The organism is Kribbella qitaiheensis, from assembly GCF_042657745.1.
Classification (GTDB): domain Bacteria; phylum Actinomycetota; class Actinomycetes; order Propionibacteriales; family Kribbellaceae; genus Kribbella; species Kribbella qitaiheensis.
The window spans coordinates 45,770-67,919 of record NZ_JBHSKE010000044.1 but is presented as its reverse complement, the minus strand read 5'-3'; the positions used below and the strand labels follow the sequence as shown (position 1 = coordinate 67,919).

Genomic DNA, 22,150 nt, shown 5'->3' with positions numbered 1-22,150 from the left:
TGGGTGCGTGCGTTACTCGGTGACGTTCGGAGCAGTGGGGCCAGGCCGCGATCCACGCGGTCTGGCCGAGCTCGCCCGGCTGGCCGAGGACTCCGGCTGGGACGCCGTCTTCCTGGAGGACTATCTCGTCTACCAGGGCGAGACCGCGTTGCCCACCTACGACCCGTGGATCTGTCTCGCCGCGATGGCCTGCTCGACGAACAGGATCAGACTCGGTACGACGGTGACGCCGGTGCCGAGGCGGAGACCCTGGAAGCTGGCGGCCGAGGCGGTCGCACTGGATCACCTGTCGGCCGGTCGCTTCATCCTCGGCGTCGGGATCGGCGATCCGGGTGATCCCTTCCTGGCCGGCGTTGGCGGGCCGACAGAGCCCCGCGTGCTCGCCGAGATGCTGGACGAGTCGCTGGAGATCATCACCTCCCTATGGACGGGTGCCCCCGTCACCTTCACCGGCAAGCACTACGCCCTCGACGGGGTTCAGTTGACGGCGCGGCCGGTGCAGCAGCCGCGGATCCCGATCTGGGTCGGCGGCAACTTCCTGGTGCCCGCGGTGCGTCGCCGCATCCTGCGCTGGGACGGGTCCTGCGCCTACAAAGGCAGCACCGAAGCCCCACAACAGATCTTGCCGGTGGATGTCCACGACCTGCTGACCGAACGCTGGAGCAGCGAGCGGACGCACTTCGACATCAAGGTCAGCGGAGGCGATCCGATCGCCTTCGCCGAAGCCGGCGCGACGTGGTGGGGCCGCTGGATCCCGCCTGGTCCGCTCACCGACGCCGAGGCGATCCTCCGCGCCGGACCACCTCGCCTGCCCTGACTTTTCCAGGGCGCCCAGACCGTTGACAGGGAAGGGGTGGTGAGGTGAGACTGCGAGAGCGTTTTAACGTTCAAACCGGCTGGGGTGACCCGGGTTGAGGAGGTCGGGATGGCAACGCTGAAGCAGGTCGCCGCGCATGCGGAGGTCTCCGTCCAGACCGTCTCGAACGCCCTGAACGCCCCGCACCGGCTGCGCCCGGACACCCTGCAACGGGTCACCCGGTCGATCGAACTGCTCAACTACCGCCCCAATCGTAATGCCCGCAGCCTGCGCACCAGCGCGGTCGAGCTGATCGGGTACTGCGTGCCCAGCTGGCCGGACGGTCAGGCGCACCTGGTGATGGACCAGTTCCTGCACGCGCTCTGCACCGCGGCCGAGACCACCGGGCGGCACATCCTGCTGTTCACCGCACCCACCGGCGTCGACGGCATGCCCGTGTACGACGACCTGCACGCGCGCCGGCTCGTCGATGGCTTTGTGCTCTCGCAGACCGAGACCCACGATCCGCGGCACGGCTGGCTGAAGGAGCAGCAGATCCCGTTCGTCTCGTTCGGGCGGGTGTGGAAGGAGAGCACCCAGCCGGGTCCGTGGGTCGACGTGGACGGCGCGGCCGGCTGCGCCGCGGCGGTCCGGCACCTGCACGAGACCGGCCGGCGGCGGATCGGCTTCCTCAGCTGGCCGAAGAGCTCTGGCCTGGCCGAGGACCGGCTGAGCGGCTGGCGCACCGCGTGCCGTGAGCTCGGACTGCCGCACGACGCCAAGCTGGCGGTCCGTTGTGCTGAGGACACCATCGACGCCGGCGCGCGGGCGACCGCCGAACTGCTCGACGCGGACCAGCCGGTCGACGCGATTGCTGCCATCAGCGACATTCTCGCGCTGGGCGCGCTGCGTGAGCTGAACCGGCGCGGCCTGCGGGCCGGCGTCGACCTCGGCATCACCGGTTTCGACGACTCCCCGCTGGCCTCGGTGGTCTCCCCCGCGCTGACCAGCATCCGCCAGCCGATGGACCAGATCGCCACCGAACTGATCGACATCCTGACCGGGCCTGCCACCGCCGACACCGGCAACGGCGACGCCCGGCCTTCCACCGAACGACTCCTGGAACCCGCACTAGTGATCAGGGGCAGCTCAGGCCCAGGCTGACCGGCGGTGCGCCCCCCGCACCGCCAGAAGGAGGTATCCCGTCATGACACCCCGCCCTGTCGGACGAACCATCCGGCGCACCGCCGGACCCGGCGGTTTCCTCGCCGCGGCAACGGTGCTCGCCCTCACCGGCGCCGGACTGCCGGCCACCGCCGGCCCGCCCGCCGCCGCACCACCTGGCGCAGTACAAGCAGTACAAGCCGGATCGCAGTCCGGCGGTAGTGAGTTGTCGGAAACGACGCGGCTGGCCGATCGCAGGTCCTTGCTGGTCGGCGACCGCGCCTACGCGATGGGCGACGAGACTGGTCTCTACCCCGCTACCGGTTGGCACATCCGAGGCGAGATGGGTGGGTTCTGGACTCAGCCGCTGAAGCTGCTCGACGGAATCTGGTTCGGCCTGGACGGCGCCTGGCTCGGCAAGGATGTCGCCGCGGCCAAGTACACCAGCGGCCACGGCTACCAGCGGATCGACTACGGCGGCGACGTCAGCGTCGCGCGCACCGACTTCGTCCCCGACGGCGTGCGGGCGACCCTCGTCGGCCTGACGCTGAAGTCCAGCACGGCCAAGACGGTCAAGCTCGACGTCGACGCGCACTCCGAACTGATGGCGTCCTACCCGTGGGGCTGGACGACGCCGAACGCGGGTGAGGCGAACCTGCCCGACACCGGCTCGTACGCCGACGGGACGCTGCAGTTCCGTGAGCAGGGCACGCCGCCGATCACGAACGCCGCGCCGCACGACTACACCGCACTCGTCGGGTCGTCCCTGCGTCCGACGGGTCACGCGCTCGGCGCGAACCACCGCGGCCCGCAGGACCCGGCCGTGGTCTGCCCGGCCGACGGTACTCCGCCGGCGCACTGCGACGACTCCGTGTTCGGCAAGGGCACCGGCGGGCGGCTGACCTACTCGGTCGACGTCAAGGCGGGCAAGCCGACCACCGTGTGGTTCGCGGTCGCCGGGTCGGACGACAACCCGGCGGCGGCGCAGCGCGAGTACAAGAAGGCGATCGGCAACCCGGACAAGTTGCTGAAGGCAAAGAGCCGCGACCGTGCGGCGATCGACGCGATGACGTCAGTGGACCTGCCTGGTGACCGGCTGCTGCAGCAGAGCGTCGAGTGGAGCAAGCAGAACCTCGCGGACTCCGTCCAGGAGGCGCACAACCTGCAGATCCGCGACGTCGACGAGGGCAAGTCGTACCCGGCCTCCGTCGGCACGGTCGACGTGGCCCGCTGGTTCGGCGCCGGCTTCCCCGACTACCCGTGGCTGTTCGCCACCGACGGCGAGTACACCTCGTACGCCGCGGTCGCGGCCGGCCAGTTCGACACGGCGAAGCAGCACCTGCGGGCGCTCCGCGACGTCAGCGACCTGCTCAACAACCGCAGCGGCAAGGTGGCCCACGAGGTGACCCCGACCGGCGACGTGTACTTCGGGTCGAACACCAGCGCGGGCAACACCGACGAGACGGTGAAGTTCCCGAGCATCGTGGCGCTGCTGTGGCGGTGGACCGGCGACAACCGGTTCCGCGACGAGATGTACGACTTCAGCGTGCGCAACCTGCAGTACGTCTACCGCGTGCTCGACAAGGACAACGACGGCTGGCTCGAGGGACTCGCGAACGTCGAGCGCAACGGCATGGGCGTCGAGAAGCTCGACAGCACCGTGTACCTCGCCCGCGGTCTGCGGGACCTGGCCGACCTGGCCGCATCGCGTCATGACCAGACGATCCAGCAGTGGGCGACTGCCAAGGCCGACGACCTGGAGAAGCGGTTCGAGACGCAGTGGTGGGTGGACCAGGCCTTCGGGTACGCCGACTCGGTCGACGACCCGGCGAACCCCGCCAACGACAACACGCCGATCTTCCAGCGGCACTGGACCGGCGTCACGCCGATGGAGGCCGAACTGGTCCGACCCGGCAAGCCGACCTCTCCGCTGGCCTCGCCGGAGCACGCGGCGATCGCCCTGGACCAGCGCGAGAAGCCTTGCTACACAGGAGAGTTCGGGCTCTTCCACACCGGCACCGGCCCGACCGCCGACCCGGGTGGCAACCCCGGCGCGTCCTGCGACACGGTGGTCTCCGGGGTGAAGAGTGAGCGCGCGATCTTCTCGCTGAACACCTCGATCATGGCCGTTGCTGAGGGCAACTACGGTCGGCTGGGCGAGAACCAGCAGCAGGTGTACACCACCGGCAACGCCCGGATCCAGCTCGACCCGGACGTCTGGGAGACCCCCGGCGCGATGCCGGAGATCGCCCCCTCGCCCGACTCGCCGGCGAACATCGGCCGGGCGTTCACCGACCGCTCGATGGCACTCCAGGCCTGGGGCACGTACGGCGTGCTGTGGCCGGTCGTGCACCAGCAACTGGGCGTGAGCCCGGATCTCGGGCACGGCCGTGTATCGATCGTGCCGCAGATCCCGGGTGGTCAGCAGAAGGTGGCCGGCAGCAACATCCGGCTGGGCGGCGGCTCCGTCGATGTCACCGCTCGCCTTGCAAACAAGGAGATTCGGACCGATGTGCGGATCAAGGGGCTCGGGGCAACCGTCACGATCGGTGCGGTACTCCCGGCCGGCGCGAAGGTCCGCGCGGTATCACTCGACGGGCGCGCCACGCAGTACAAGCTGGTGACGACCGCGCGCGGGACGGAGGTACAGGTGGCGGCGCACGGCAAGACGTCGTCGCTGCGGATCACGCTGCGGTGAGGCGGTCGTCCCGCTGAATCAGTGATCAAACGATCGACCGGTGCACAGGGCTCCTGTGCACCGGTCGTTGCCGTCTGGGCGGACTTCGCCGAAACCCTGGGAAGTCTTGGAAAACCTCGGAAAATCCGAAAATCCCGGAGTGCACAGTGGGCCCCTCCGAGTATGAGTCGGAGGGGCCCACACAGCTGAAGGAAGGTGACGTCTCCAGCTTCCCGAACCGGATCCGAAGGGCCGGCAGACCCCGTCACCGGTCTACCTCGGTGGGGATCCCCACCGCTAGGGTCCTCGGTTTTCCGTCCGACCCGCCGCCCCCTGAGAGAGCGGCGTGTCGACATTTCTACCTCTGCTGCCGGTGCACGCACAAGCCCTTCTCACCAACAGGTTCCGGCAATTCGCGAGCTTTTGCGTGTCATCCACAGTGAGTGCGCGACCATCCACAGAAAGAGCCGAGGTTATGCACACCCCCTGTGTATAACACCGCTCATCTGTGCACTGTCCGGTCTCACTCCCAGCGGAAGAATCTTGCCGCCAGCCCGATGCAGCCGACCGTCACGACGAGCATCGCGACGACGTGGGTCAGACCCGGCCAGCTACCCGCCCACGCGTCCTGCATGCTGGTCATGCCGGCGCCCATCGGGGTGATGTCGCGCAGCCAGCGGATCGACTCGGGCATCAGATCACCAGGAGTCCAGACACCGGCGAAGAACATGCTCGGGAAGAAGAGGATGTTGCCGACGATGCTCGCGGCCTTGGCGGTCGACACCAGCCCGGCGATCAGTACTCCGATCGACAACTGCGCGACGCAGTAGAGCAGGGCCGCGAGGGCGAACGGCAGCGGCGAGCTCGGCAGGTGCGCGTCGAAGACCAGCGTGCCGACGCCCAGGATCAGCGCGATCACCACCAGGGCGGCGGCCAGGTGCAGCAGCAGTTGCGCAATCAAAAGCTTGACCGGACGGACCGGCGTGGTGGACATCCGCCGCAGCACTCCCTTCTCGCGGTAGCCCGCGAGCAGCATCGGCAGGGTCGCCATCCCGAGGATGCCGATGCCGATACCGATCGCCATCGTCGGCAGGAAGCTGACCGGGACGCCGTCGGACCCGTCGTTGCCGAGCAACGAGAAGATCGTCAGCAGGCCGAGCGGCAGTGCGAACACGAAGAACAGCCCGGCCCACTCGCGCAGGAACAGCTTGCTCTCGATCCGGGTCAGGGTCAGGGTCTGGCTCATCGTTGCGCTCCTTCGAAGTCACGGCCCGCCAACGCCAGGAACGCGTCGTCGAGGGTGGTCTGTTCGGTGTGCAGGTCGACCGGCGCGAGACCGCGGCCGGCCAGTTCGGTGACGACGGCGACCAGCACGTCGTCGTTGCCGGTGACAATGATTCGCCCGCCGTCGCGCTGGACGGAGTTGACCGCCGGCAACGCCTTCAGGATCGCGTCGTCCAGCTCACCGGGGACCCGGAAGGTGATCCGCTGCTCCGACCGCGCCGCCTCGACCAGGCCGGCCGGGGTGTCGAGCGCGACCACCCGGCCGGCGTCGATGATGGCGATCCGGTCGCAGAGGTACTCGGCCTCCTCCATGAAGTGCGTGACCAGGATGATCGTGACGCCGGAGTCCCGGATCTGCTTGACCAGTTCCCAGGTGTCGCGGCGGGCCTGCGGGTCGAGCCCGGTGGTCAGCTCGTCCAGGATGGCGATCTTCGGGTTGCCGATCAGCGCCAGCGCGATCGACAGCCGCTGCTTCTGACCGCCGGACAGCTTGGCGAACGCGGTGTTGCGGACCTTGGTGAGTCCGAGCCGCTCGAGCAGCTCGGCGGGATCGGCCGGTGACGGGTAGAACGACGCGTACAGTTCGAGCGCCTCCCTGGCCTTGATCCGGTCCGGCAGTTCAGCCGCCTGCAGCTGTACGCCGATCAGCGAGGTGATCTCGGTGCGGTGCTTGCGCGGGTCCATGCCGTCCACCCGGACCGTGCCGCCGTCCGGAGTACGGAGACCGGCGATCGACTCGACGGTGGTGGTCTTGCCGGCGCCGTTCGGGCCGAGGATGCCGAAGATCTCGCCCGGGCGGACGGTCAGCGAGACATCCTCGACGGCGACCGTCGCGCCGTACGTCTTGCGCAGGTTGTTGACGACGACAACGTCGTTCTCGGGCATGTTTTCGGGCATGGCAGAGCCTCCCTATGTATTGCGGGGTGTGGTGTGGTTTGGCGGCGAGGCTCAGCCCCTGGCGGGCTTGAGTCCCATCGAACGGAGCATCAGGTAGCCGAAGTACAGGCCGAGGGCGCTCACGGCGAGCACTCCCGGGACCCCGACGGCCAGTGGTGGACGGTGGTAGCCGGTGTTCCGGAGCGCCTCGGCGATCCACTGGGCGACCAGCAGGAACTCCGCGGCGGCGGCCGGCAGCACGCCGAGCGGCAGCAGCGCGAGCCCCTTCCAGAAACCGAACCGGTAGAAGCCGATGCCGATCATCCAGCCGGCGGCCTCGTGCGCGAGCACGAGCAGGAAGAACTCGGTGAAGATGAGCCCGACCTGCGACGTGCTGGTGAACAGATGTGGGTTGGCGAGCGTCTGGGTCAGTCCGGCCCAGTCGTAGATCACGCGCTCCACCTGGTAGGCGAGCACCCAGATCAGCGCGGTCGAGACCGCCGCGCCGACCAGGAAGATGCCGGCGGCAATGGCGAACATCCGCCGGGTGATCCCGTGCGAGACCATCAGCGCGAACAGCGCCGGCGTGACGGTGATGCCGATCGCCGCCGAGAAGTACTTCGGTGACTGGGTGCCGTAGTCCCACATACTGTGGTCGATCCCGTTGCCGAAGAACTGCACGACCAGGCCGCCGAGCAGGAACGTCGCCAGCATCACGAGCCAGTAGCCGACGATGATCGGCCGCACTCCGACGATGAAGGTCTGCAGCACCCGGCGCAGCCGCAGTCCTGCTGTCACGGTGCCCGGAAGGGTCGCGGCGGCGCTCATCGGTTGCTCTCCTTCACAGACTTCGAGCCGGTCAGATGGACGAACAGTTCCTGCAGGCCGACCGGACCGATCTCGAGGCCGGCCGAACGGGCCTTGGCGAGCAGCGTGTCGTCGAGGTCGCCGAGCACGGTGGTCGACTTCGTCCCGCCGAGCCGCTGCTCGGCGAGTACGGCGAGGTCCGCGGTCAGCTCGTCCACCAGTGCGGCGGCTCCGACGATCGAGGCACCGCGGCCGCGCAACGCGTCGACCGGCGCCTGGGTCACCAGCCTGCCCTCGTCGAGGATGATGACCTCCTCCAGCAGCGCGCTGACCTCGCTGACCAGGTGGGTGGAGAGCACGATCGTGCGCGGCACCTCCGCATAGTCGGCGAGCAACGCGTCGTAGAAGAGATTCCGGGTCGGCACGTCCATGCCCAGATAGGTCTCGTCGAAGATCGTCAACGGTGCCCGGCTGGCCAGCCCCACCACGGCCCCGAGCGCGGACTTCTTGCCGCGGGACAGCTTCTGCACCCGCTTGCCGGTCGGTACTTCGAACTTGTCCAGCAGCTCGCCGGCCAGGTCCTCGCTCCAGTACGGCCGGAGCGCCGCGGCGAGCCCGAGCACCTGCTTGACCTGGGCGCTGCCGACCAGGTCACCGGACTCCCGGATCAGGCAGACCCGGCTCGTGACGATCGCGTCCTCGTACGGTTCCCTCGCCTCACCCAGGTCGCCGCCGTCGAGCAGCACCCGACCACCGTCAGCCTTGCGGAAGCCGGCCAGCGTCGCTGCGAACGTGCTCTTGCCGGAGCCGTTGCGCCCGAGCAGGCCGTGGATCTTGTCCGGCGCGAGCCGTAGGTCCAGCCCGTCCAGCGCCGGTACGCCGCTGAACCGGACCGTCAGGTTCTCGGTTCGCACTCCCAGCCCGGTCATGACGCACCTCCCTCTGCCTGTCCGGCGATCGCTTCCTTGGTTCCGGCCGGTTCTTCGGCGGCCGACTTCTCGATGTGGTGCACGACCTCCCGCAGCGGGACGCCGATCGCCCGGGCCTCGCGGATCATCGGCTCCACCACCTCGGCGAAGAACGAGTCGCGCCGGCCGGTCCGGAGCAGCTCCCGGGCATTCGGGCTGACGAACATGCCGATGCCGCGCTTCTTGTAGAGCACGCCCTCGTCGACCAACTGGGCGAAGCCCTTGGCCGCGGTGGCGGGGTTGATCCGGTAGAAAGTCGCGTACTGGTTCGTCGACATGACCTGTTCGTCCTCGGCGAGGGCACCCGTGACGATGTCGTTCTTGATCTGGTCCGCGATCTGGAGGTAGATCGGGCTGCGATCGTCGAACACCGTGGTCCCTCCTGGCTCGATTCCTGCTGGGCGATGGTGCCCTGGTGGTGCGGTTCGGTGCTGAGGTTAGTTGGTTCGTAGGTTCATTACTTGACTAATGAACCGTAGCACCGAGGGCTCCCCCGGCGTCAAGCCCGATTTCCAGCGGCCTCGTTCGGGGGCCGCAAGGCCGCTAGCGTGCTGTGGGTGTGACAACCCCATACCGAGCAAGGGAGCGAACCGTGACTGAGGGAGTGCGTGAGTTACGGCTGGTGGTGACGGCGCCGGACTACGAGGAGGCGGTCGCCTTCTATCGCGACGTGCTCGGACTGCACGAGCGCGAGGCGTACGAGACGGAGGGCGGCCGGGTGACGATCCTCGACGCCGGCCGGGCGACGCTGGAGATCGCCGATCCGAACCAGGCCGCCTTCATCGACCGGGTCGAGGTAGGCAACCGGGTGGCCGGCAAGTACCGGGTCGCGTTCGAGGTGGACGACTCGGCGGCGACCACGGCACGTCTCGCGGCCGCCGGCGCGACGGTGATCGCCGAGCCCACCGTGACGCCGTGGAACTCCCTCAACGCCAGACTGGAGGCCCCCGCGGGCCTCCAGTTGACACTCTTCACCGAACTGGGCGATCAGTCCTGAGCCGATTCCTCCTTGGACGGGCGGCCCTGGCGACGCATCCTGCCGACGTCGCTCGGTAGCCGACCGGCGTCGGCCAGGGCCCGCCTGAGCAGGAACTCGATCTGGGCGTTGGTGCTGCGCAGGTCGTCGTTCGCCCAGCGCGCGAGCGCGTCGTGCACCACGGGATCCAGCCGGAGCAGGATCTTCTTGCGTTCGGTCGCCACGGCCGCGGCCTACTGGTAGAGCGTCCCGGCGTTGACCACCGGCTGGGCATCGCGGTCACCGCACAGCACCACCAGCAGGTTGCTGACCATGGTCGCTTTGCGCTCCTCGTCCAGTTCCACCACGTCGCGCTCGGACAGCCGGGCCAGGGCGAGCTCGACCATGCCGACCGCGCCCTCGACGATCCGCTGCCGGGCCGCGACGACCGCACCCGCCTGCTGCCGGCGCAGCATCGCCTGGGCGATCTCCGGCGCGTAGGCCAGATGCGTGATGCGCGACTCGATCACCCGCACTCCGGCGGCCTGCACCCGGGCGCCGATCTCGGTCGACAGCTTCTCGGTGATCTCGTCCGTGCTGTCCCGCAAGGACATCCCGCCCGACTCGTCGTGCACGTCGTACGGGTAGCTGTTCGCGATGTGCCGGACCGCGGTCTCGGTCTGGATCGCGACGAACGCGACGAAGTCGTCCACCTCGAACCTCGCCTGCGCGGTGTCCTCGACCTGCCAGACCACCACCGCGGCGATCTCGATCGGGTTGCCGTCGGAATCGTTGACCTTGGCAACCGTCGTCTCGTGGTTGCGGATCCGGGTGGAGATCTCCCGGCGGGCGGCGAGCGGGTTCACCCAGCGCAGCCCGTCGGTCCGGATCGTGCCGGCGTAGCGGCCCAGGATCTGCAGCACCCGGGCCTGCCCGGGTGACACCGGCGTCAGCCCCGCGGCCACGATCGAGCCGAGCACGAAGGCCAGCACGCCGAGCAGGATGATCCCCACCCGCTCACCGTCGAGCCCCCAGACGAACAAGGCGATCCCGCCGACCACCAGCACGAACGACAGGCCCATCATCGGCCAGCCGTTCAACTCCCCCGCCGGCCGTTCGACCACCTTCGGCTTCGGCATCTCCACCATCACTTCACTGTCCGCGCTCATCCCGAGCCCCTCTTCCACTGGTTCTCACTGTCTATCTCGAAGGTAGCATAGTGATATCAGTTTTCCACCAGCCCCCGGACCGCCATCCCATCAATAGACGCCGCCGCCCCACGCGCCGCCGCTCCGCCACCCCGCGTACGCCGTACAGGTGGCCCCATTGATGGCCTGGCGGTCCGGGCCGGCGTGTGGTGGGGGCCGTTAGACCTGGCGAGCTAGGGAGACGAGGGCGGTTTGCCAGGTGGGGGCGGTGGAGAGGGGGAGGGGGTCGATGGGGTCGGTGTGCCAGGCGTGGACGGGGCGGATGCCGTGCAGGGCGTTCACCAGCCAGACCTCGTCGGCGTCAGCCAGTTCGGCGGCCATGCGGGCGCGTTCGGCGACCTCGACACCGCGTTCGGTCGCGAGCCGCCGGAGGAGTTGCGCGGTGACGGACGGGAGGATCGGCAAGGTGGACGGCGGGATGCAGAAGACGCCGTCCTCCCACCAGACCAGGGCCGAGGAGCCACCCTCCAGAGCGATGCCGTCCCGATCGACCAGGACGATCTCGTCCGCACGGTCCTGGGCGGCCGCCTCCGCCTTGAGCTCCGCCAGCACCTCCAGGTCGGGGCCCTTCACCCGGGGATTGGTGCGCGGATCACGCCGGACCGCCACCCGGATGCGATCGCCCTGCGGAGGCGCCGGCCGCAGCTGGACGCCGAGCTCACCGGTCGCCTTCAGCTCGAACCGCGGGAACCACCGCCCGAACGCCGGCAACCGCCCGACCTGCTCGTCGAAGAACGCGCCCGCCTCGACCCCCAGCGCAGTACAGGAGTCGGTGAAGCGTTGCCGGTGCAGTTCGATCCCCCGAACCTTGCCATCGGCAACCAGAAAGGAATCCGCCACCTGTAACGAGTTCACGCCGTCCCACCCTTGATCGTAGCCGTTGCCTTGAGCACCATTTCGTCGTACTCCGCGACCCGGTCCGAGTCGAGCACGATCGCTCCCCCTGCCCCGACCACGGTCTCGTCCGGGGTCATCACCGCGGTCCGGATCACCACGCTCAGGTCCGCCCGGCCATCCACGGTCAGGTAGCCGAGCGCGCCCGAGTAGACGCCGCGGGCGCTCCACTCGAGCTCGTCGAGCAGCTCCATCGTGCGGATCTTCGGCGCCCCCGTCATCGACCCCGGCGGGAAGCACGCCCGCACCGCGTCCACCGCGTCGGCTTCCGCCCGAAGCTTGCCGCGGACCGTCGTGACCAGCTGATGCATGGTCTGGTAGCTCTCGACGGCCATCAACTGCGGCACCTGGACCGTGCCGGGTTCGCTGACCCGGCCGAGGTCGTTGCGGATCAGGTCCACGATCATCAGGTTCTCGGCGCGCGTCTTCTCGTCCTCGGCCAGCGCCTTGGCGACCAGTTGATCCTGCGCCGGATCCGGCGAGCGCGGCGCGGTCCCCTTGATCGGACGGCACTCCGCCCAGCCGTCGGCATCCACCGTGAGGAATCGCTCCGGCGACGAACTGGCCACGGCGAGGTCGCCGTACCGCAGGAAGGCCGAGTACGGCGCGGGGTTGTGCGCCCGCTGCCACAGGTAGAACTCGAAGGGATCGGCGACGGCCGGCAACCGGACCCGATTCGTCAGGCACACCTCGTACGTCTCGCCGGCCTCCAGCGCGGCCATGCAGGCGTCGATCCCGGCCAGATAGGTGGCGCGATCCTGCTCGAGATACGCCTCCAGCTCCAGCGACGCGATCTCGGGGTCGGCCGGCCCGCTCATCACCCACCGGCTCGTGGAGGCGACCGCCCGATCCAGCCACTGCGCCGCGGCGGCATCACCTGGCGGGTGGATCGCGACGAGCAGCGATCGATTCTCGTCGTGATCGATGACGACGAAGCGGTTCGCCCACATCCACAACGCATCCGGCGTCGCCGCCTCGTACGCCGCGGCTCCCCCGGTCAACGCCTTCAGCTCATACCCGAAATACCCGACATAGCCGCCGCTGAAGACCTCCCGCAGCTCAGCCGGTACTGCGCCCAGCTCGTCCCGCCGGGCGCCGAGGAGTTCCTGCAGTTCGGCGAAGACATCACCGTCGGCCACGTCCCGTACGACGACCTCCGCGTCGGCGCCGGTCGTCGTACCGAGGACGGAGACGCGGCGGCCACCACGGTCGGTGAGGCTGCCGTCCAGCCAGAAGGCAGCGGGCTCGTCGGCGAGCAGGAAGCGGTAGATCCCCTCGCCGTCGAGCGCGTGGTCGACCGAGCGGACGGACCAGGTCAGAGCGGGCACAGCACGAACGGTACAGATGACTCGTCAGGCGAGCGCGACTTTGGTCCGCATGGCGGTGATCCGGCGGATCGGGATGGCCACGTCGAGGCCGTCGCGGCCCTCGGCGCGCTCGGCCAGCCAGGCGGCAGCGGCCTCGCGGCGAGCGTCGGACGTGCCGGGGAGGTAGAGCGCACCGACCAGCCGGCGAGCGTCTTCGATCGAGCGCACCGAGTAGGCGTAGCGCTCGCGCTGACTCTCCATCACGTGGAAGCCGGCCGCGCGGAGCTGATCCTTGAGGTCCTTGATCTCGCCGCCCGCCGGGAACTGCGGAGTGGACCGCAGCCGGGTGGTCAAGCTGGTCAGGGTGCGAATGTCGCCACGGCGCAACGGCCGGACCGCCGGCACGGTGGCCGCCAGCACACCTCCGCGGCGCAGCACCCGGGCCGCCTCGGCGAGGACGTCGGGCAGCGGCTGCAGCACCGCCAGGCCCATCGAGCAGGTCACGACGTCGAACGCCTCGTTCGCGAACGGCAGGTGCAGCGCGTCGGCCTGTACCTTGGGTCCGGGCGCGCCGGCCAGCTGGACGGCGTTGTTGTCCACGCCGACCACCCACCGGCCGTACAGCTCGCGGGCCACCGGACCATTGCCGCAGGCCAGGTCCAGGACCCGCCGCGCCTCTCCGGACACGGCTCGGACGAGCCAGCGGTAGGGCGTGTGGTCCCCGGCCACAGCTCGTGACAGCAGGGCTTCGGTGCTGCCCGGGGTGGCGGAGTGGAACTCCCGCAGATATCCCGGCCAGTCGATCTCGTTCTCAGGCATCGCGGACAGACGTTACTGCCTGACCACAATCAGTACCGCATCGAGCGCTCTTGGTGGCCGTTCTTAATGGACTCTTCAACCAGGACCCTGCCTCAGGCGGAGATCCTCAGACCAGGCTGACGAAGATGTGGCCGGCCGTCTCATCGCTGATCACGCCACCCGCCTCACGGCTGCCCATCAGCACGCCCTCGGCATCCAGCGTCGAATCCACCTCGCGGCCCGGCAGCGCGCCCGCGCGCCGCAGTACCGACATCGCGTCGTCGTCGGTCTGCACCGGCTCGGCGATCCGCCGGACCAGCACCCGGACACTCTCCCCGGTCGCGCTGTCGAGCACCTTGTCGAGCGGCTCGACGCCCAGCCGGAACTCACCGATCGCGGTCGCCGCGGTGTCCTTCTGCAGCTCCTCCAGGCCCGGGATCGGGTTGCCGTACGGCGACTCGGTGGGGTGGTCGAGGATCTTCAGCAGCCGCAGCTCGACCGCGTCGCTCATCACGTGCTCCCAGCGGCAGGCCTCCGCGTGCACGTCCTCCCACTCCAGCCCGATCACGTCGACCAGCAGCCGCTCGGCCAGCCGGTGCTTGCGCATCACCCGGACCGCCTGCATCCGGCCGACCTGGGTGAGCTCGAGATGCCGGTCGCCCTCGACCGTGACGAGCCCGTCGCGCTCCATCCGGGCCACCGTCTGGCTGACCGTCGGACCGGATTGGTGGAGCCGTTCGGCGATCCGCGCGCGCAGCGGCAGGATGCCTTCTTCTTCCAGCTCGTAGACGGTCCGCAGGTACATCTCGGTGGTATCGATCAGCTCGCTCACGACAACCATTCTCACCTATGTAGGCAAGCCTCACCCAATCTCTGTCCGGGCAGGCCTCGGTCGGGGCGCGGCCGCAAAGTTGTGCATCCACCAGGATGGGGTGATGGCACCCGCGGTGATGTGGTTCCGGCGCGATCTCCGGCTGGCGGACAATCCTGCCCTGCTGGACGCGGTGGCGGCGGGCGACGGGCAGGTGGTCGGGCTGTTCGTGCTCGACCCGGCGTTGTGGGACAGGGCGGGCACTCCCCGCCGGGAGCACCTGATCTGGACTGTCCACTGGTCACCACCGGATCGCCGTACGCCGTGGCGCCTGGGCGGGTGCTGAACCAGCAGGGGTCGTCGTACCAGGTCTTCACGCCGTACTTCCGCGCGTGGCTCGAGCACGGCTGGCGGCAGCCGGTGGATGCGCCGTCGCGGGTCGAGTGGATCAGCGAACGCGGGGACGCGCTGCCGTCGACGAGGCCCGTTCAGGGTGCCGGGGAGGAGGCTGCGCGGAAGCATTGGGAGGAGTACGTGGACGGCGTCGCGGCGTACGACGACGAGCGGGACCGGCCGGACCTGGACTCCACCTCGCGGATGTCGGTGCCGTTGAAGTACGGCGAGGTGCATCCGCGGACGATGCTGGCGGATCTGGCGCGCAAGCGGAGTGCGGGGGCCGAGGCGTATCGGCGGGAGCTCGCGTGGCGTGAGTTCTGCGCGGATCTGCTGGCGCGGTATCCGGAGGCAGCGTGGATGCCGTTGCGGCCGGAGTTCGAGAAGATGGAGTACGACGAACCGGGTGACGGGTTCGATGCCTGGTGCAAGGGAATGACGGGCTACCCGATCGTGGATGCGGGGATGCGGCAACTGGCTGCAACCGGGTTCATGCACAACCGGGTGCGGATGGTGGTCGCGTCCTTTCTGGTCAAGGACCTGCACGTGCACTGGAAGCACGGCGCCCGCTGGTTCATGCGTCACCTGCTGGACGGCGACCTCGCCTCGAACTCCCTGAACTGGCAATGGGTAGCCGGCTGCGGCGCCGACGCCTCGCCGTACTTCCGCATCTTCAACCCCACCACCCAGGGCAAGAAGTTCGACCCCGACGCCACCTACATCCACCGCTGGCTCCGCGAGCTCGCCGACCTTCCCGGTCCAGCCGCCCACGAACCCTGGAGGTCTCCCACCCCCACGGCCTATCCCCCACCGATCGTCGATCACGCAACAGCCCGCGCAGAATCCCTCCGCCGCTACACAGCCATCCGCTGACCCTCCAGGGGCAGGTACTTCGGCTGTCATTCACAGACCCAACCCATCCGGCTCTTGACCGGCGGCTTCCTCAGGGGAGTATTGTGCTAGTTAACTAGATGAATGGGGTTGAGGATGATCGAGTTCCATCTGGATGGGCGGTCGGGGGTTTCGCCTTATCAGCAGATCGTTCAGCAGGTGCGGAACGCGTTGCGGCTGGGGTTGTTGCGGCAGGGGGATCAGCTGCCGACGGTGAAGGACGTGGTCGGGCAGCTGGCGATCAACCCGAACACGGTGCTGAAGGCGTATCGGGAGCTGGAGCACGAGGGGCTGGTGTCGGCGCGGCCTGGGGTCGGGACGTTCGTGACGCGGACGCTGACCGACCACAGCCTGGCCGCGCACGGACCGCTGCGGCAGGACCTGCAGCGCTGGCTGACGAAGGCACGCAAGGCCGGTCTCGATGACGAGAGCATCGAGGCGTTGTTCATGACAACCTTTCGGACCGCCGCTCAGGAGGACATAGCATGACCGCCGCCTTGCACGCCCAGGGACTGGGCAAGAGATACGGCCGCCGCTGGGCGCTGACGGACTGCACCCTGGACCTCCCGGCCGGCCGTGTGGTCGGACTGGTCGGCCCGAACGGCGCCGGTAAGAGCACCCTGCTCAACCTGGCCGTCGGCATGCTCACGCCGACCGCGGGCTCGATCGAAGTACTGGGCTCCGCCGCGGGCACCAGCCAGCTCACCCGGATCGGCTTCGTCGCCCAGGACACTCCCACCTACGCGCGGCTGAGCATCGCGGACCACCTCAAGCTCGGCGCCCACCTCAACCCCGGCTGGGACGAGACGCTCGCCAATGGCCGGATCCAGGGCCTCGGGCTCGACCCCAAGCAGCGTGCCGGCCGGCTGTCCGGCGGCCAGCGCGCCCAGCTCGCCCTCACCCTGGGCATCGCCAAACGCCCCGAGCTGCTGATCCTCGACGAGCCCGTCGCCGCCCTGGATCCGCTGGCCCGCAGGGAGTTCCTGCAGGACCTGATGGAGGCGGTCGCCGAGCAGGAGCTCAGCGTCGTCCTGTCCTCGCACCTCGTCTCCGACGTCGAGCGGTCCTGCGACTACCTGGTCGTGCTGGTAGATTCGCGCGTCCAGGTCAGCGGCGACATCGACACCCTGCTCGCCACGCACTACCGGCTGGTCGGTCCGCGCCGTGACGAGAAGTCGCTGCCGCACAACCAGCACGTGATCTCCGCCAGCCACACCGATCGCCAGTCCACCTTGCTGATCCGCACCGACGAGCCGATCCTCGACCCGGCCTGGACGGTCACCCAGCTCACCCTCGAGGACCTGGTGCTGGCCTACATGGGCCGCTCCAGCCAGACCAAGCAGAACGACCAGCCCGTGCTGGAGGTACAGCGATGATGTGGCTCACCTGGCGGCAGTTCCGCCTGCAGGCGCTGGTGGTCGCCGGCGCGGTCGCCGCGCTCGCCATCCTCCTGGCCATCACCGGCCCCGGCCTGCTCGACGACTACAAGACCTACCCGAACGACTTCCTCAGGCAGATCCAGTTCGACCGGATCAACCAGTACCTGTACATCGCCGGCCAGGCGCTCATGTACGCCGCTCCGCCGGTGATCGGCGCCTTCTGGGGAGCGCCGTTGATCGCGCGCGAACTGGAGGCGGGCACCCACCGGCTGGTCTGGAACCAGAGCATCAGCCGGACCCGCTGGCTGGTCACCAAGCTCGCCGTCACCGGGCTTTCCGCGATCGCGCTGACAGGGCTGCTCAGCCTCGCGGTCACCTGGTGGTCCGACCCGATCGACGACGCGATCGACGCCGGACAGGCATCCGGTGTGTTCAACGTCCAACGGCTGCTCCCGCCCGTCTTCGGAGCCCGCGGCGTGGTGCCGATCGGCTATGCGGCGTTCGGGTTGGCCCTGGGGGTCGCGCTCGGGCTGGTGATCCGGCGCAGCGTCGTCGCGATCGCCGTCACGCTGGCCGCCGTGATCGCGATCCAGATCCTGTCTCCCCTGCTCCTCCGGCCGCACCTGATCACGCCGGTGAAGACCGAGGTGGTCGTGACGACGGAGAACATGCGGGGGCTCCAGCTGTCCGGGCCTGAGGAGGATCCGGTCGTCATGCGGGTCGAGGCGCAGCTGCCGGGCGAAGGCAACTGGAAGCTGTCCGAGAAGACGGTCAACGCAGCCGGCCAGGTGCAGAAGACCCTGCCGTCCTGGGTGGCCGAGTGCGGCCCGCCTCCGCCCAACACGCCCCCTGGCGAGGCGCCGTCACGACCCCCGCTGTCCACCTGCTTCCAGCGGCTGGCCGATGAGGGCTACCGGCAACAGATCACCTACCAGCCGGCCGACCGGTTCTGGGGGCTGCAGTGGCGGGAGGCCGGCCTGTTCTTCGTGCTGGCCCTCGCGCTGAGCGGCTTCTGTTTCTGGCGGATCCGCCGCGACCTGACCTAGACCGCTTTCAACACCTTCAACAGGCGAGCTACCTCGGCCGCGACCGCAGTACGGGCGGGGCCGAGGTACTTGCGGGTGTCCACCAGGCTGGGCTGGTCGGCCAGCACCTCGCGGACGGTGGCGGTGAAGACGTTGTTGAGGTGGGTGGCGATGTTGACCTTCGTCATCCCGGCCTCGACCGCGCGGGTCAGGTCCGCGTCCGCGACACCCGAAGAACCGTGCAGGACAAGGGGAACCGGTACTGCGGAGCGCAGCCCGGTGATCAGCTCGAAGTCGAGCTCGGCCGTCCGCTCCGTCATGGCGTGCGAAGAACCGACCGCGACGGCGAGCGCGTCCACGCCGGTCGCCTCGGCGAAGGCGAGGGCCTCGTCCGGACGGGTGCGAGCGCCGGGCGCGTGGACTCCGTCCTTGCCACCGATCTCCCCGATCTCCGCCTCGACGAACACCCCGTGCTCGTGGCAGAACGCCGTGACCTCGCTGGTCGACCGCACGTTGTCCTCGTAGTCCAGCTTCGACGCGTCGTACATCACCGAGGTGAAGCCGAGCGACACCGCCTCGGTCACCAGGTCGCGGTCCATCGCGTGATCCAGGTGCACGACGACCGGGACGACCGCGGCCGAGGCGGCGGCCAGGGTGGCGACGCCGATCGGCTTGAGCGCGCCGTGGTACCGCACCGCGTTCTCGCTGATCTGCAGGATGACGGGCGCGCCGACGTGTTCGGCACCGGCGATCAGTGCGGTCGCGTGCTCCAGCTGGATCACGTTGAACGCGCCGACCCCGCGACCGTCCTTGGCCGCACCCAGCACGACCTCGGCTCCGGATACCAACGGCATGACGAACTCCCTCAATTCACAAGGACACTAGAGACTCTGTACTTCGACCTGCGGCTGCCAGCGCCGGTACGCCGCGAGATCGATGTCCCCGGCAACCGGTGTCAGCACGGCCGCGGCCGACGCGGCGACAGCCGACTTGAGTACTACGGCCCAGTCGGGCTCGGGCGATTCCGCGACAGCCGCGGCGACTACCGCGGTACAGGCGTCTCCGGCGCCGGTCGGGTTGCCCGCCACCTGCTCGACCGGCAACGCGCGCCAGGCACCTTGCTTGCTAGCAGCAACCATCCCGCGAGCGCCGTCGGTGATGACGGCCGCGGTGGCACCCAGCTCGACCAGTTGCCGTGCGCCCTCCTCGACATCGACGTCGCCGAGGGCATCACGCAGTTCGGCGGCATTGGAGCGAACCACCGCACCGGCCTTGGCAGCCGCCGCCAGTGCATCGCCGCCGGTGTCGATCACGGACAACACGTCGTGATGACGTGCTCGCACGGCAAGTTCCGCATAGGCATCGGCCGGCAGACCAGGAGGCAGGCTTCCCGAACAGGCAAGCACGCCGAGCCTTGCCCAAGGCATCCGATCGTGGAAGGCCCGCCATTCGTCGGCGGAAACGATCGGCCCGAGCTCGTTGAAGATGGTCGCGTCGCCGTCCGCACCGTTGACGATGGCAACGGTCCGCCGGGTCTCCGCCGCGATCGGCGTCAGCAGAGCGGTCAGACCGGCGTCGAACAACTCCTCCGCGACGATCTCGCCGGTCACTCCGCCGACGAACCCGAGGACGAGGACCTGATGCCCGAGGGTGGTCGCGACCCGCGCGACGTTCACGCCCTTGCCGCCCGCGCGCTGCCGGATGTCGGTGACGCGGTGACTCCCACCGACCACCAGTTCGTCGACGCCGTACGTGACGTCCAGCGCCAGGTTCAGCGTGACGGTCGCGATCAGTCCAGCCACGAGCCGGCCCGCATCACCTTGCGGACGGCGTACTCCTCGTCCAGCACGACCAGGTCGGCCCGCTTGCCGGTCTCGATCCCGCCGACGTTGTACCAGCCGAAGGTCTCCGCCGGCGTGGTCGACGCCATCCGCGACGCGTCCACCAGCGAGACACCGGCCTTGACCGCGTTGGCGTAAGCGACGTCCATCGTCAGGGTGCTGCCGGCGATCGAGTGGCTGCCGTGGGCCAGCGTCGCGAGCCCGTCCGTCACGTCCACTTCCTGACTGCCGAGCATGTACCGCCCGTTGGGCATCCCGGTGGCGACCATCGCGTCGGTGATCAGCGCGATCCGGTTGACCCCGGCGGCGGCCAGCGCGACCCGCACCACCTGCGGGTCCAGGTGCATGCCGTCGTTGATCACCTCGAGCAGCAGCCGCGGGTCGTTCAGCGCGGCTCCGACCGGGCCCGGGTCGCGGTGGTGGAACGGCCGCATCCCGTTGAACAGGTGCGTCGCCACCGTCGCGCCGGCGTCCGCCCCGGCGATCATCTGCTCGTATGTCGCGTCCGTGTGCCCGAGCGCCGCGACCACGCCGGCGTCGACCACCTGGCGGATCGCGTCCAAGCCGCTCGGCAGTTCGGGCGCGATCGTCACCATCTTCACGGCGTCGCTGAGCACCTTCGCCACGTCACCCTCGACCGGGTCGCGCAGCAGTGTCGGCTCGTGCGCCCCGCAGCGCGCCTCGGACAGGAACGGCCCTTCCAAGTGCACCCCGGCGATCACACCGTCCGTGACCAGGTCGGCCAGACAGGCGGTCTGCGAGACGAGGTCGTCCAGCGGTGCCGTGACCAGGCTCGCCATGGTCGTGGTGGTGCCGTGCCTGGCGTGGAAGGCCGCGACCTTGCGTGCCTCCTCCGGATCGGTCGTCGAGTAGGTCGCGCCGCCGCCGCCGTGAGTGTGGATGTCGACGAACCCAGGCACCACGGTGACGTCGCCCAGGTCCTCCGGCCGCGACCCGTCGGCCGGCATCCCCTCGGACCGCCGGCCGTACGCGAGGATGTCGCCGTCCGCGACCTGGAGCCAGGCGTTCTCCAGCACGTCGTCCGGCGTGACCAGCCGCGCGATCCGATACGTCGTCATACCGTCTGTTCTCCGCTCTCGTCAGCAGTCACGCGATCCCAGGCCATCAGCGCCGCGCCGAGGCATCCGGCGTCCTCACCCAGTACTGCGGCCACGATCTCCGGCCGGCGCTGGAACGTCAGCCGCGCGGCAACACCCTCGCGCAGCGGCGCCAGCAGCGTCTCACCGGCCCCGACCAACCCACCGCCGATCGCGATGCGGGTGGGCGCGACCAGCGTGGTGTAGAGGACCAGCGCGTCGACCAGGGCCTCCATCGCGTCGCTCCACACAGCGGCCGCGTCCGGGTCACCTTGTGCCAGGAGTTCGAGCACCTCGCGGGCACCGTCCACTGTGCGGCCCGTACGTGCGCCATACCGTCGGGCCAGGGCGGCGGCGGAGGCCACGGTCTCGAGGCAGCCCCATTGGCCGCAGGCGCAGAGCTCGGCGGTATCCCCGTGGACGAAGCGGGTGTGCCCGAGCTCCCCCGCGTACCCGTCGCCGCTGACCAGCGAGCCGTCGACCACCATGGCCGCGGCGATGCCGGTGCCGAGGGGGAGGAAGAGGGAGTTCGTGGTGCCGGTCAGAGCACCCTGGCGCAGCTCCGCGTAACCACCCGCGCGGACATCGTGGGCGAGAACGACCTGCTGATCCTCGCCGAGGGATTCCTTCAGTTCGGCCAGGACCGGCGTACCGACCCAGGCCAGATTCTCCGCGCCGACGGTTCCTGTCGCGGCGTCGATGATGCCCGGTACGACGACGCCGACCGCGCGCACGCGGTGTCCGTCGGCCGCGGCCTTCTGGCCCAGTTCGACGACGGTTTCGAGCAGCGCGTCGAGCACCGCGCGACCCCCGGCCTCCCGGGGTGTCGGCCTGGTCTCCCGGTGCAGCACGGCACCGTCCGCGGCGACCAGGCCGCACTTCATCCGGGTTCCACCGAGATCGACGGCAACCACGACTTCACAGGGGTCCACGGAGCGCCATTATGCAGCGTTACCCGGCAGTTCGAACATCCGTGAGC

Annotated in this window: 24 protein-coding genes; 9 read left to right on the top strand and 15 right to left on the bottom strand. The window is 69.2% G+C overall.

Translation table 11 applies throughout. The annotated features are described in order from the left end of the window. The first annotated feature begins 7 nt into the window (after nt 1-7). From ACFPJ1_RS27905 to ACFPJ1_RS27895, 3 genes are all read left to right on the top strand, one after another. Nucleotides 8-817 carry an LLM class flavin-dependent oxidoreductase gene (locus ACFPJ1_RS27905; RefSeq protein ID WP_380108371.1) on the top strand — a complete coding sequence of 270 codons (810 nt, stop codon included), beginning with the start codon at nt 8-10 and terminating at the stop codon, nt 815-817. 108 nt (nt 818-925) lie between these two features. Further along, nucleotides 926-1,960 carry a LacI family DNA-binding transcriptional regulator gene (locus ACFPJ1_RS27900; protein ID WP_380108370.1) on the top strand — a complete coding sequence of 345 codons (1,035 nt, stop codon included), beginning with the start codon at nt 926-928 and terminating at the stop codon, nt 1,958-1,960. A 43-nt stretch (nt 1,961-2,003) separates the two neighbouring features. Next, nucleotides 2,004-4,658, top strand: coding sequence for a glucosidase family protein (locus tag ACFPJ1_RS27895; RefSeq protein ID WP_380108369.1), 2,655 nt, complete (start codon nt 2,004-2,006; stop codon nt 4,656-4,658). Between the two features lie 502 nt (nt 4,659-5,160). Here ACFPJ1_RS27895 and ACFPJ1_RS27890 read toward each other — a convergent pair. Genes ACFPJ1_RS27890 through ACFPJ1_RS27870 form a run of 5 tightly spaced genes read right to left on the bottom strand, consistent with a single transcriptional unit; the run spans nt 5,161 to nt 8,943 of the window. Then, on the bottom strand, nt 5,161-5,883 hold the full coding sequence (locus tag ACFPJ1_RS27890; RefSeq protein WP_380108367.1) for an ABC transporter permease: 723 nt from the start codon (nt 5,881-5,883) through the stop codon (nt 5,161-5,163). Beyond that, nucleotides 5,880-6,818, bottom strand: a complete 939-nt coding sequence (locus tag ACFPJ1_RS27885; RefSeq protein ID WP_380108366.1) for an ABC transporter ATP-binding protein — start codon at nt 6,816-6,818, stop codon at nt 5,880-5,882. Before ACFPJ1_RS27885 ends, ACFPJ1_RS27890 begins: the two co-directional genes overlap by 4 nt. Before the next feature lie 51 nt (nt 6,819-6,869). Further along, nucleotides 6,870-7,625 (bottom strand): hypothetical protein, encoded by a 756-nt coding sequence (locus ACFPJ1_RS27880; RefSeq protein WP_380108364.1) that lies wholly within the window; start codon nt 7,623-7,625, stop codon nt 6,870-6,872. Next, nucleotides 7,622-8,533, bottom strand: coding sequence for an ATP-binding cassette domain-containing protein (locus tag ACFPJ1_RS27875; RefSeq protein WP_380108362.1), 912 nt, complete (start codon nt 8,531-8,533; stop codon nt 7,622-7,624). The genes ACFPJ1_RS27880 and ACFPJ1_RS27875 overlap by 4 nt, the downstream gene beginning before the upstream one ends. Then, nucleotides 8,530-8,943, bottom strand: coding sequence for a GntR family transcriptional regulator (locus tag ACFPJ1_RS27870; RefSeq protein ID WP_380108360.1), 414 nt, complete (start codon nt 8,941-8,943; stop codon nt 8,530-8,532). The genes ACFPJ1_RS27875 and ACFPJ1_RS27870 overlap by 4 nt, the downstream gene beginning before the upstream one ends. A 221-nt stretch (nt 8,944-9,164) precedes the next feature. On the opposite strand from ACFPJ1_RS27870, the gene ACFPJ1_RS27865 reads away from it, so the two are divergent. Next, complete coding sequence (locus ACFPJ1_RS27865; RefSeq protein WP_380108358.1) at nt 9,165-9,569, top strand: VOC family protein; 405 nt, start codon at nt 9,165-9,167, stop codon at nt 9,567-9,569. Here the strand turns inward: ACFPJ1_RS27865 and ACFPJ1_RS27860 are convergent. From ACFPJ1_RS27860 to ACFPJ1_RS27835, 6 genes are all read right to left on the bottom strand, one after another. Continuing rightward, complete coding sequence (locus ACFPJ1_RS27860) at nt 9,560-9,772, bottom strand: type II toxin-antitoxin system antitoxin (RefSeq protein ID WP_380108356.1); 213 nt, start codon at nt 9,770-9,772, stop codon at nt 9,560-9,562. The two genes, ACFPJ1_RS27865 and ACFPJ1_RS27860, sit on opposite strands and share 10 nt — an antisense overlap. A gap of 9 nt (nt 9,773-9,781) precedes the next feature. Next, nucleotides 9,782-10,696 (bottom strand): SPFH domain-containing protein, encoded by a 915-nt coding sequence (locus tag ACFPJ1_RS27855; protein WP_380108355.1) that lies wholly within the window; start codon nt 10,694-10,696, stop codon nt 9,782-9,784. A gap of 198 nt (nt 10,697-10,894) precedes the next feature. Continuing rightward, nucleotides 10,895-11,590, bottom strand: a complete 696-nt coding sequence (locus tag ACFPJ1_RS27850) for an aminotransferase class IV (protein ID WP_380108353.1) — start codon at nt 11,588-11,590, stop codon at nt 10,895-10,897. Then, on the bottom strand, nt 11,587-12,957 hold the full coding sequence (pabB, locus tag ACFPJ1_RS27845) for an aminodeoxychorismate synthase component I (RefSeq protein WP_380108352.1): 1,371 nt from the start codon (nt 12,955-12,957) through the stop codon (nt 11,587-11,589). Before pabB ends, ACFPJ1_RS27850 begins: the two co-directional genes overlap by 4 nt. Nucleotides 12,958-12,981: 24 nt before the next feature. Continuing rightward, nucleotides 12,982-13,755, bottom strand: coding sequence for a class I SAM-dependent methyltransferase (locus ACFPJ1_RS27840; RefSeq protein WP_380108350.1), 774 nt, complete (start codon nt 13,753-13,755; stop codon nt 12,982-12,984). 106 nt (nt 13,756-13,861) lie between these two features. Beyond that, nucleotides 13,862-14,575, bottom strand: a complete 714-nt coding sequence (locus ACFPJ1_RS27835) for a metal-dependent transcriptional regulator (RefSeq protein ID WP_465261086.1) — start codon at nt 14,573-14,575, stop codon at nt 13,862-13,864. 94 nt (nt 14,576-14,669) lie between these two features. Between ACFPJ1_RS27835 and ACFPJ1_RS27830 the strand changes: the two genes are divergently transcribed. The 5 genes from ACFPJ1_RS27830 to ACFPJ1_RS27810 all read left to right on the top strand — a co-directional run bounded on the left by ACFPJ1_RS27830 (nt 14,670) and on the right by ACFPJ1_RS27810 (nt 18,254). Then, on the top strand, nt 14,670-14,891 hold the full coding sequence (locus tag ACFPJ1_RS27830; RefSeq protein WP_380108347.1) for a deoxyribodipyrimidine photo-lyase: 222 nt from the start codon (nt 14,670-14,672) through the stop codon (nt 14,889-14,891). Further along, a complete protein-coding gene (locus tag ACFPJ1_RS27825; RefSeq protein ID WP_380108345.1) occupies nt 14,885-15,811 on the top strand; it encodes a cryptochrome/photolyase family protein in 927 nt (308 codons plus the stop codon). The genes ACFPJ1_RS27830 and ACFPJ1_RS27825 overlap by 7 nt, the downstream gene beginning before the upstream one ends. Before the next feature lie 114 nt (nt 15,812-15,925). Continuing rightward, a complete protein-coding gene (locus ACFPJ1_RS27820; RefSeq protein ID WP_199234890.1) occupies nt 15,926-16,318 on the top strand; it encodes a GntR family transcriptional regulator in 393 nt (130 codons plus the stop codon). Beyond that, on the top strand, nt 16,315-17,205 hold the full coding sequence (locus ACFPJ1_RS27815) for an ABC transporter ATP-binding protein (RefSeq protein ID WP_380108343.1): 891 nt from the start codon (nt 16,315-16,317) through the stop codon (nt 17,203-17,205). Before ACFPJ1_RS27820 ends, ACFPJ1_RS27815 begins: the two co-directional genes overlap by 4 nt. Continuing rightward, nucleotides 17,202-18,254 (top strand): ABC transporter permease subunit, encoded by a 1,053-nt coding sequence (locus ACFPJ1_RS27810; RefSeq protein ID WP_380108341.1) that lies wholly within the window; start codon nt 17,202-17,204, stop codon nt 18,252-18,254. The genes ACFPJ1_RS27815 and ACFPJ1_RS27810 overlap by 4 nt, the downstream gene beginning before the upstream one ends. Here the strand turns inward: ACFPJ1_RS27810 and ACFPJ1_RS27805 are convergent. Genes ACFPJ1_RS27805 through ACFPJ1_RS27790 form a run of 4 tightly spaced genes read right to left on the bottom strand, consistent with a single transcriptional unit; the run spans nt 18,251 to nt 22,103 of the window. Continuing rightward, nucleotides 18,251-19,087 carry a class II fructose-bisphosphate aldolase gene (locus tag ACFPJ1_RS27805; RefSeq protein ID WP_380108340.1) on the bottom strand — a complete coding sequence of 279 codons (837 nt, stop codon included), beginning with the start codon at nt 19,085-19,087 and terminating at the stop codon, nt 18,251-18,253. The two genes, ACFPJ1_RS27810 and ACFPJ1_RS27805, sit on opposite strands and share 4 nt — an antisense overlap. Before the next feature lie 27 nt (nt 19,088-19,114). Beyond that, nucleotides 19,115-20,035, bottom strand: coding sequence for a 1-phosphofructokinase family hexose kinase (locus ACFPJ1_RS27800; RefSeq protein ID WP_380108338.1), 921 nt, complete (start codon nt 20,033-20,035; stop codon nt 19,115-19,117). Then, nucleotides 20,023-21,153, bottom strand: coding sequence for an N-acetylglucosamine-6-phosphate deacetylase (nagA, locus tag ACFPJ1_RS27795; protein ID WP_380108336.1), 1,131 nt, complete (start codon nt 21,151-21,153; stop codon nt 20,023-20,025). Before nagA ends, ACFPJ1_RS27800 begins: the two co-directional genes overlap by 13 nt. Further along, on the bottom strand, nt 21,150-22,103 hold the full coding sequence (locus ACFPJ1_RS27790; protein ID WP_380108334.1) for an ROK family protein: 954 nt from the start codon (nt 22,101-22,103) through the stop codon (nt 21,150-21,152). Before ACFPJ1_RS27790 ends, nagA begins: the two co-directional genes overlap by 4 nt. Nucleotides 22,104-22,150: the final 47 nt, after the last annotated feature.

Excerpts from the sequence above, each read along its gene's own strand:
- ACFPJ1_RS27900 (WP_380108370.1), top strand. The coding sequence starts at position 926 with ATGGCAACGCTGAAGCAGGTCGCCGCGCATGCGGAGGTCTCCGTCCAG.
- ACFPJ1_RS27855 (WP_380108355.1), bottom strand. The coding sequence starts at position 10,696 with ATGAGCGCGGACAGTGAAGTGATGGTGGAGATGCCGAAGCCGAAGGTG.
- ACFPJ1_RS27820 (WP_199234890.1), top strand. The coding sequence starts at position 15,926 with ATGATCGAGTTCCATCTGGATGGGCGGTCGGGGGTTTCGCCTTATCAG.
- ACFPJ1_RS27895 (WP_380108369.1), top strand. The coding sequence starts at position 2,004 with ATGACACCCCGCCCTGTCGGACGAACCATCCGGCGCACCGCCGGACCC.
- ACFPJ1_RS27805 (WP_380108340.1), bottom strand. The coding sequence starts at position 19,087 with ATGCCGTTGGTATCCGGAGCCGAGGTCGTGCTGGGTGCGGCCAAGGAC.
- ACFPJ1_RS27835 (WP_465261086.1), bottom strand. The coding sequence starts at position 14,575 with ATGGTTGTCGTGAGCGAGCTGATCGATACCACCGAGATGTACCTGCGG.
- nagA (WP_380108336.1), bottom strand. The coding sequence starts at position 21,153 with ATGACGACGTATCGGATCGCGCGGCTGGTCACGCCGGACGACGTGCTG.
- ACFPJ1_RS27815 (WP_380108343.1), top strand. The coding sequence starts at position 16,315 with ATGACCGCCGCCTTGCACGCCCAGGGACTGGGCAAGAGATACGGCCGC.
- ACFPJ1_RS27830 (WP_380108347.1), top strand. The coding sequence starts at position 14,670 with ATGGCACCCGCGGTGATGTGGTTCCGGCGCGATCTCCGGCTGGCGGAC.
- ACFPJ1_RS27885 (WP_380108366.1), bottom strand. The coding sequence starts at position 6,818 with ATGCCCGAAAACATGCCCGAGAACGACGTTGTCGTCGTCAACAACCTG.
- ACFPJ1_RS27810 (WP_380108341.1), top strand. The coding sequence starts at position 17,202 with ATGATGTGGCTCACCTGGCGGCAGTTCCGCCTGCAGGCGCTGGTGGTC.
- ACFPJ1_RS27890 (WP_380108367.1), bottom strand. The coding sequence starts at position 5,883 with ATGAGCCAGACCCTGACCCTGACCCGGATCGAGAGCAAGCTGTTCCTG.
- ACFPJ1_RS27840 (WP_380108350.1), bottom strand. The coding sequence starts at position 13,755 with ATGCCTGAGAACGAGATCGACTGGCCGGGATATCTGCGGGAGTTCCAC.
- ACFPJ1_RS27875 (WP_380108362.1), bottom strand. The coding sequence starts at position 8,533 with ATGACCGGGCTGGGAGTGCGAACCGAGAACCTGACGGTCCGGTTCAGC.
- ACFPJ1_RS27880 (WP_380108364.1), bottom strand. The coding sequence starts at position 7,625 with ATGAGCGCCGCCGCGACCCTTCCGGGCACCGTGACAGCAGGACTGCGG.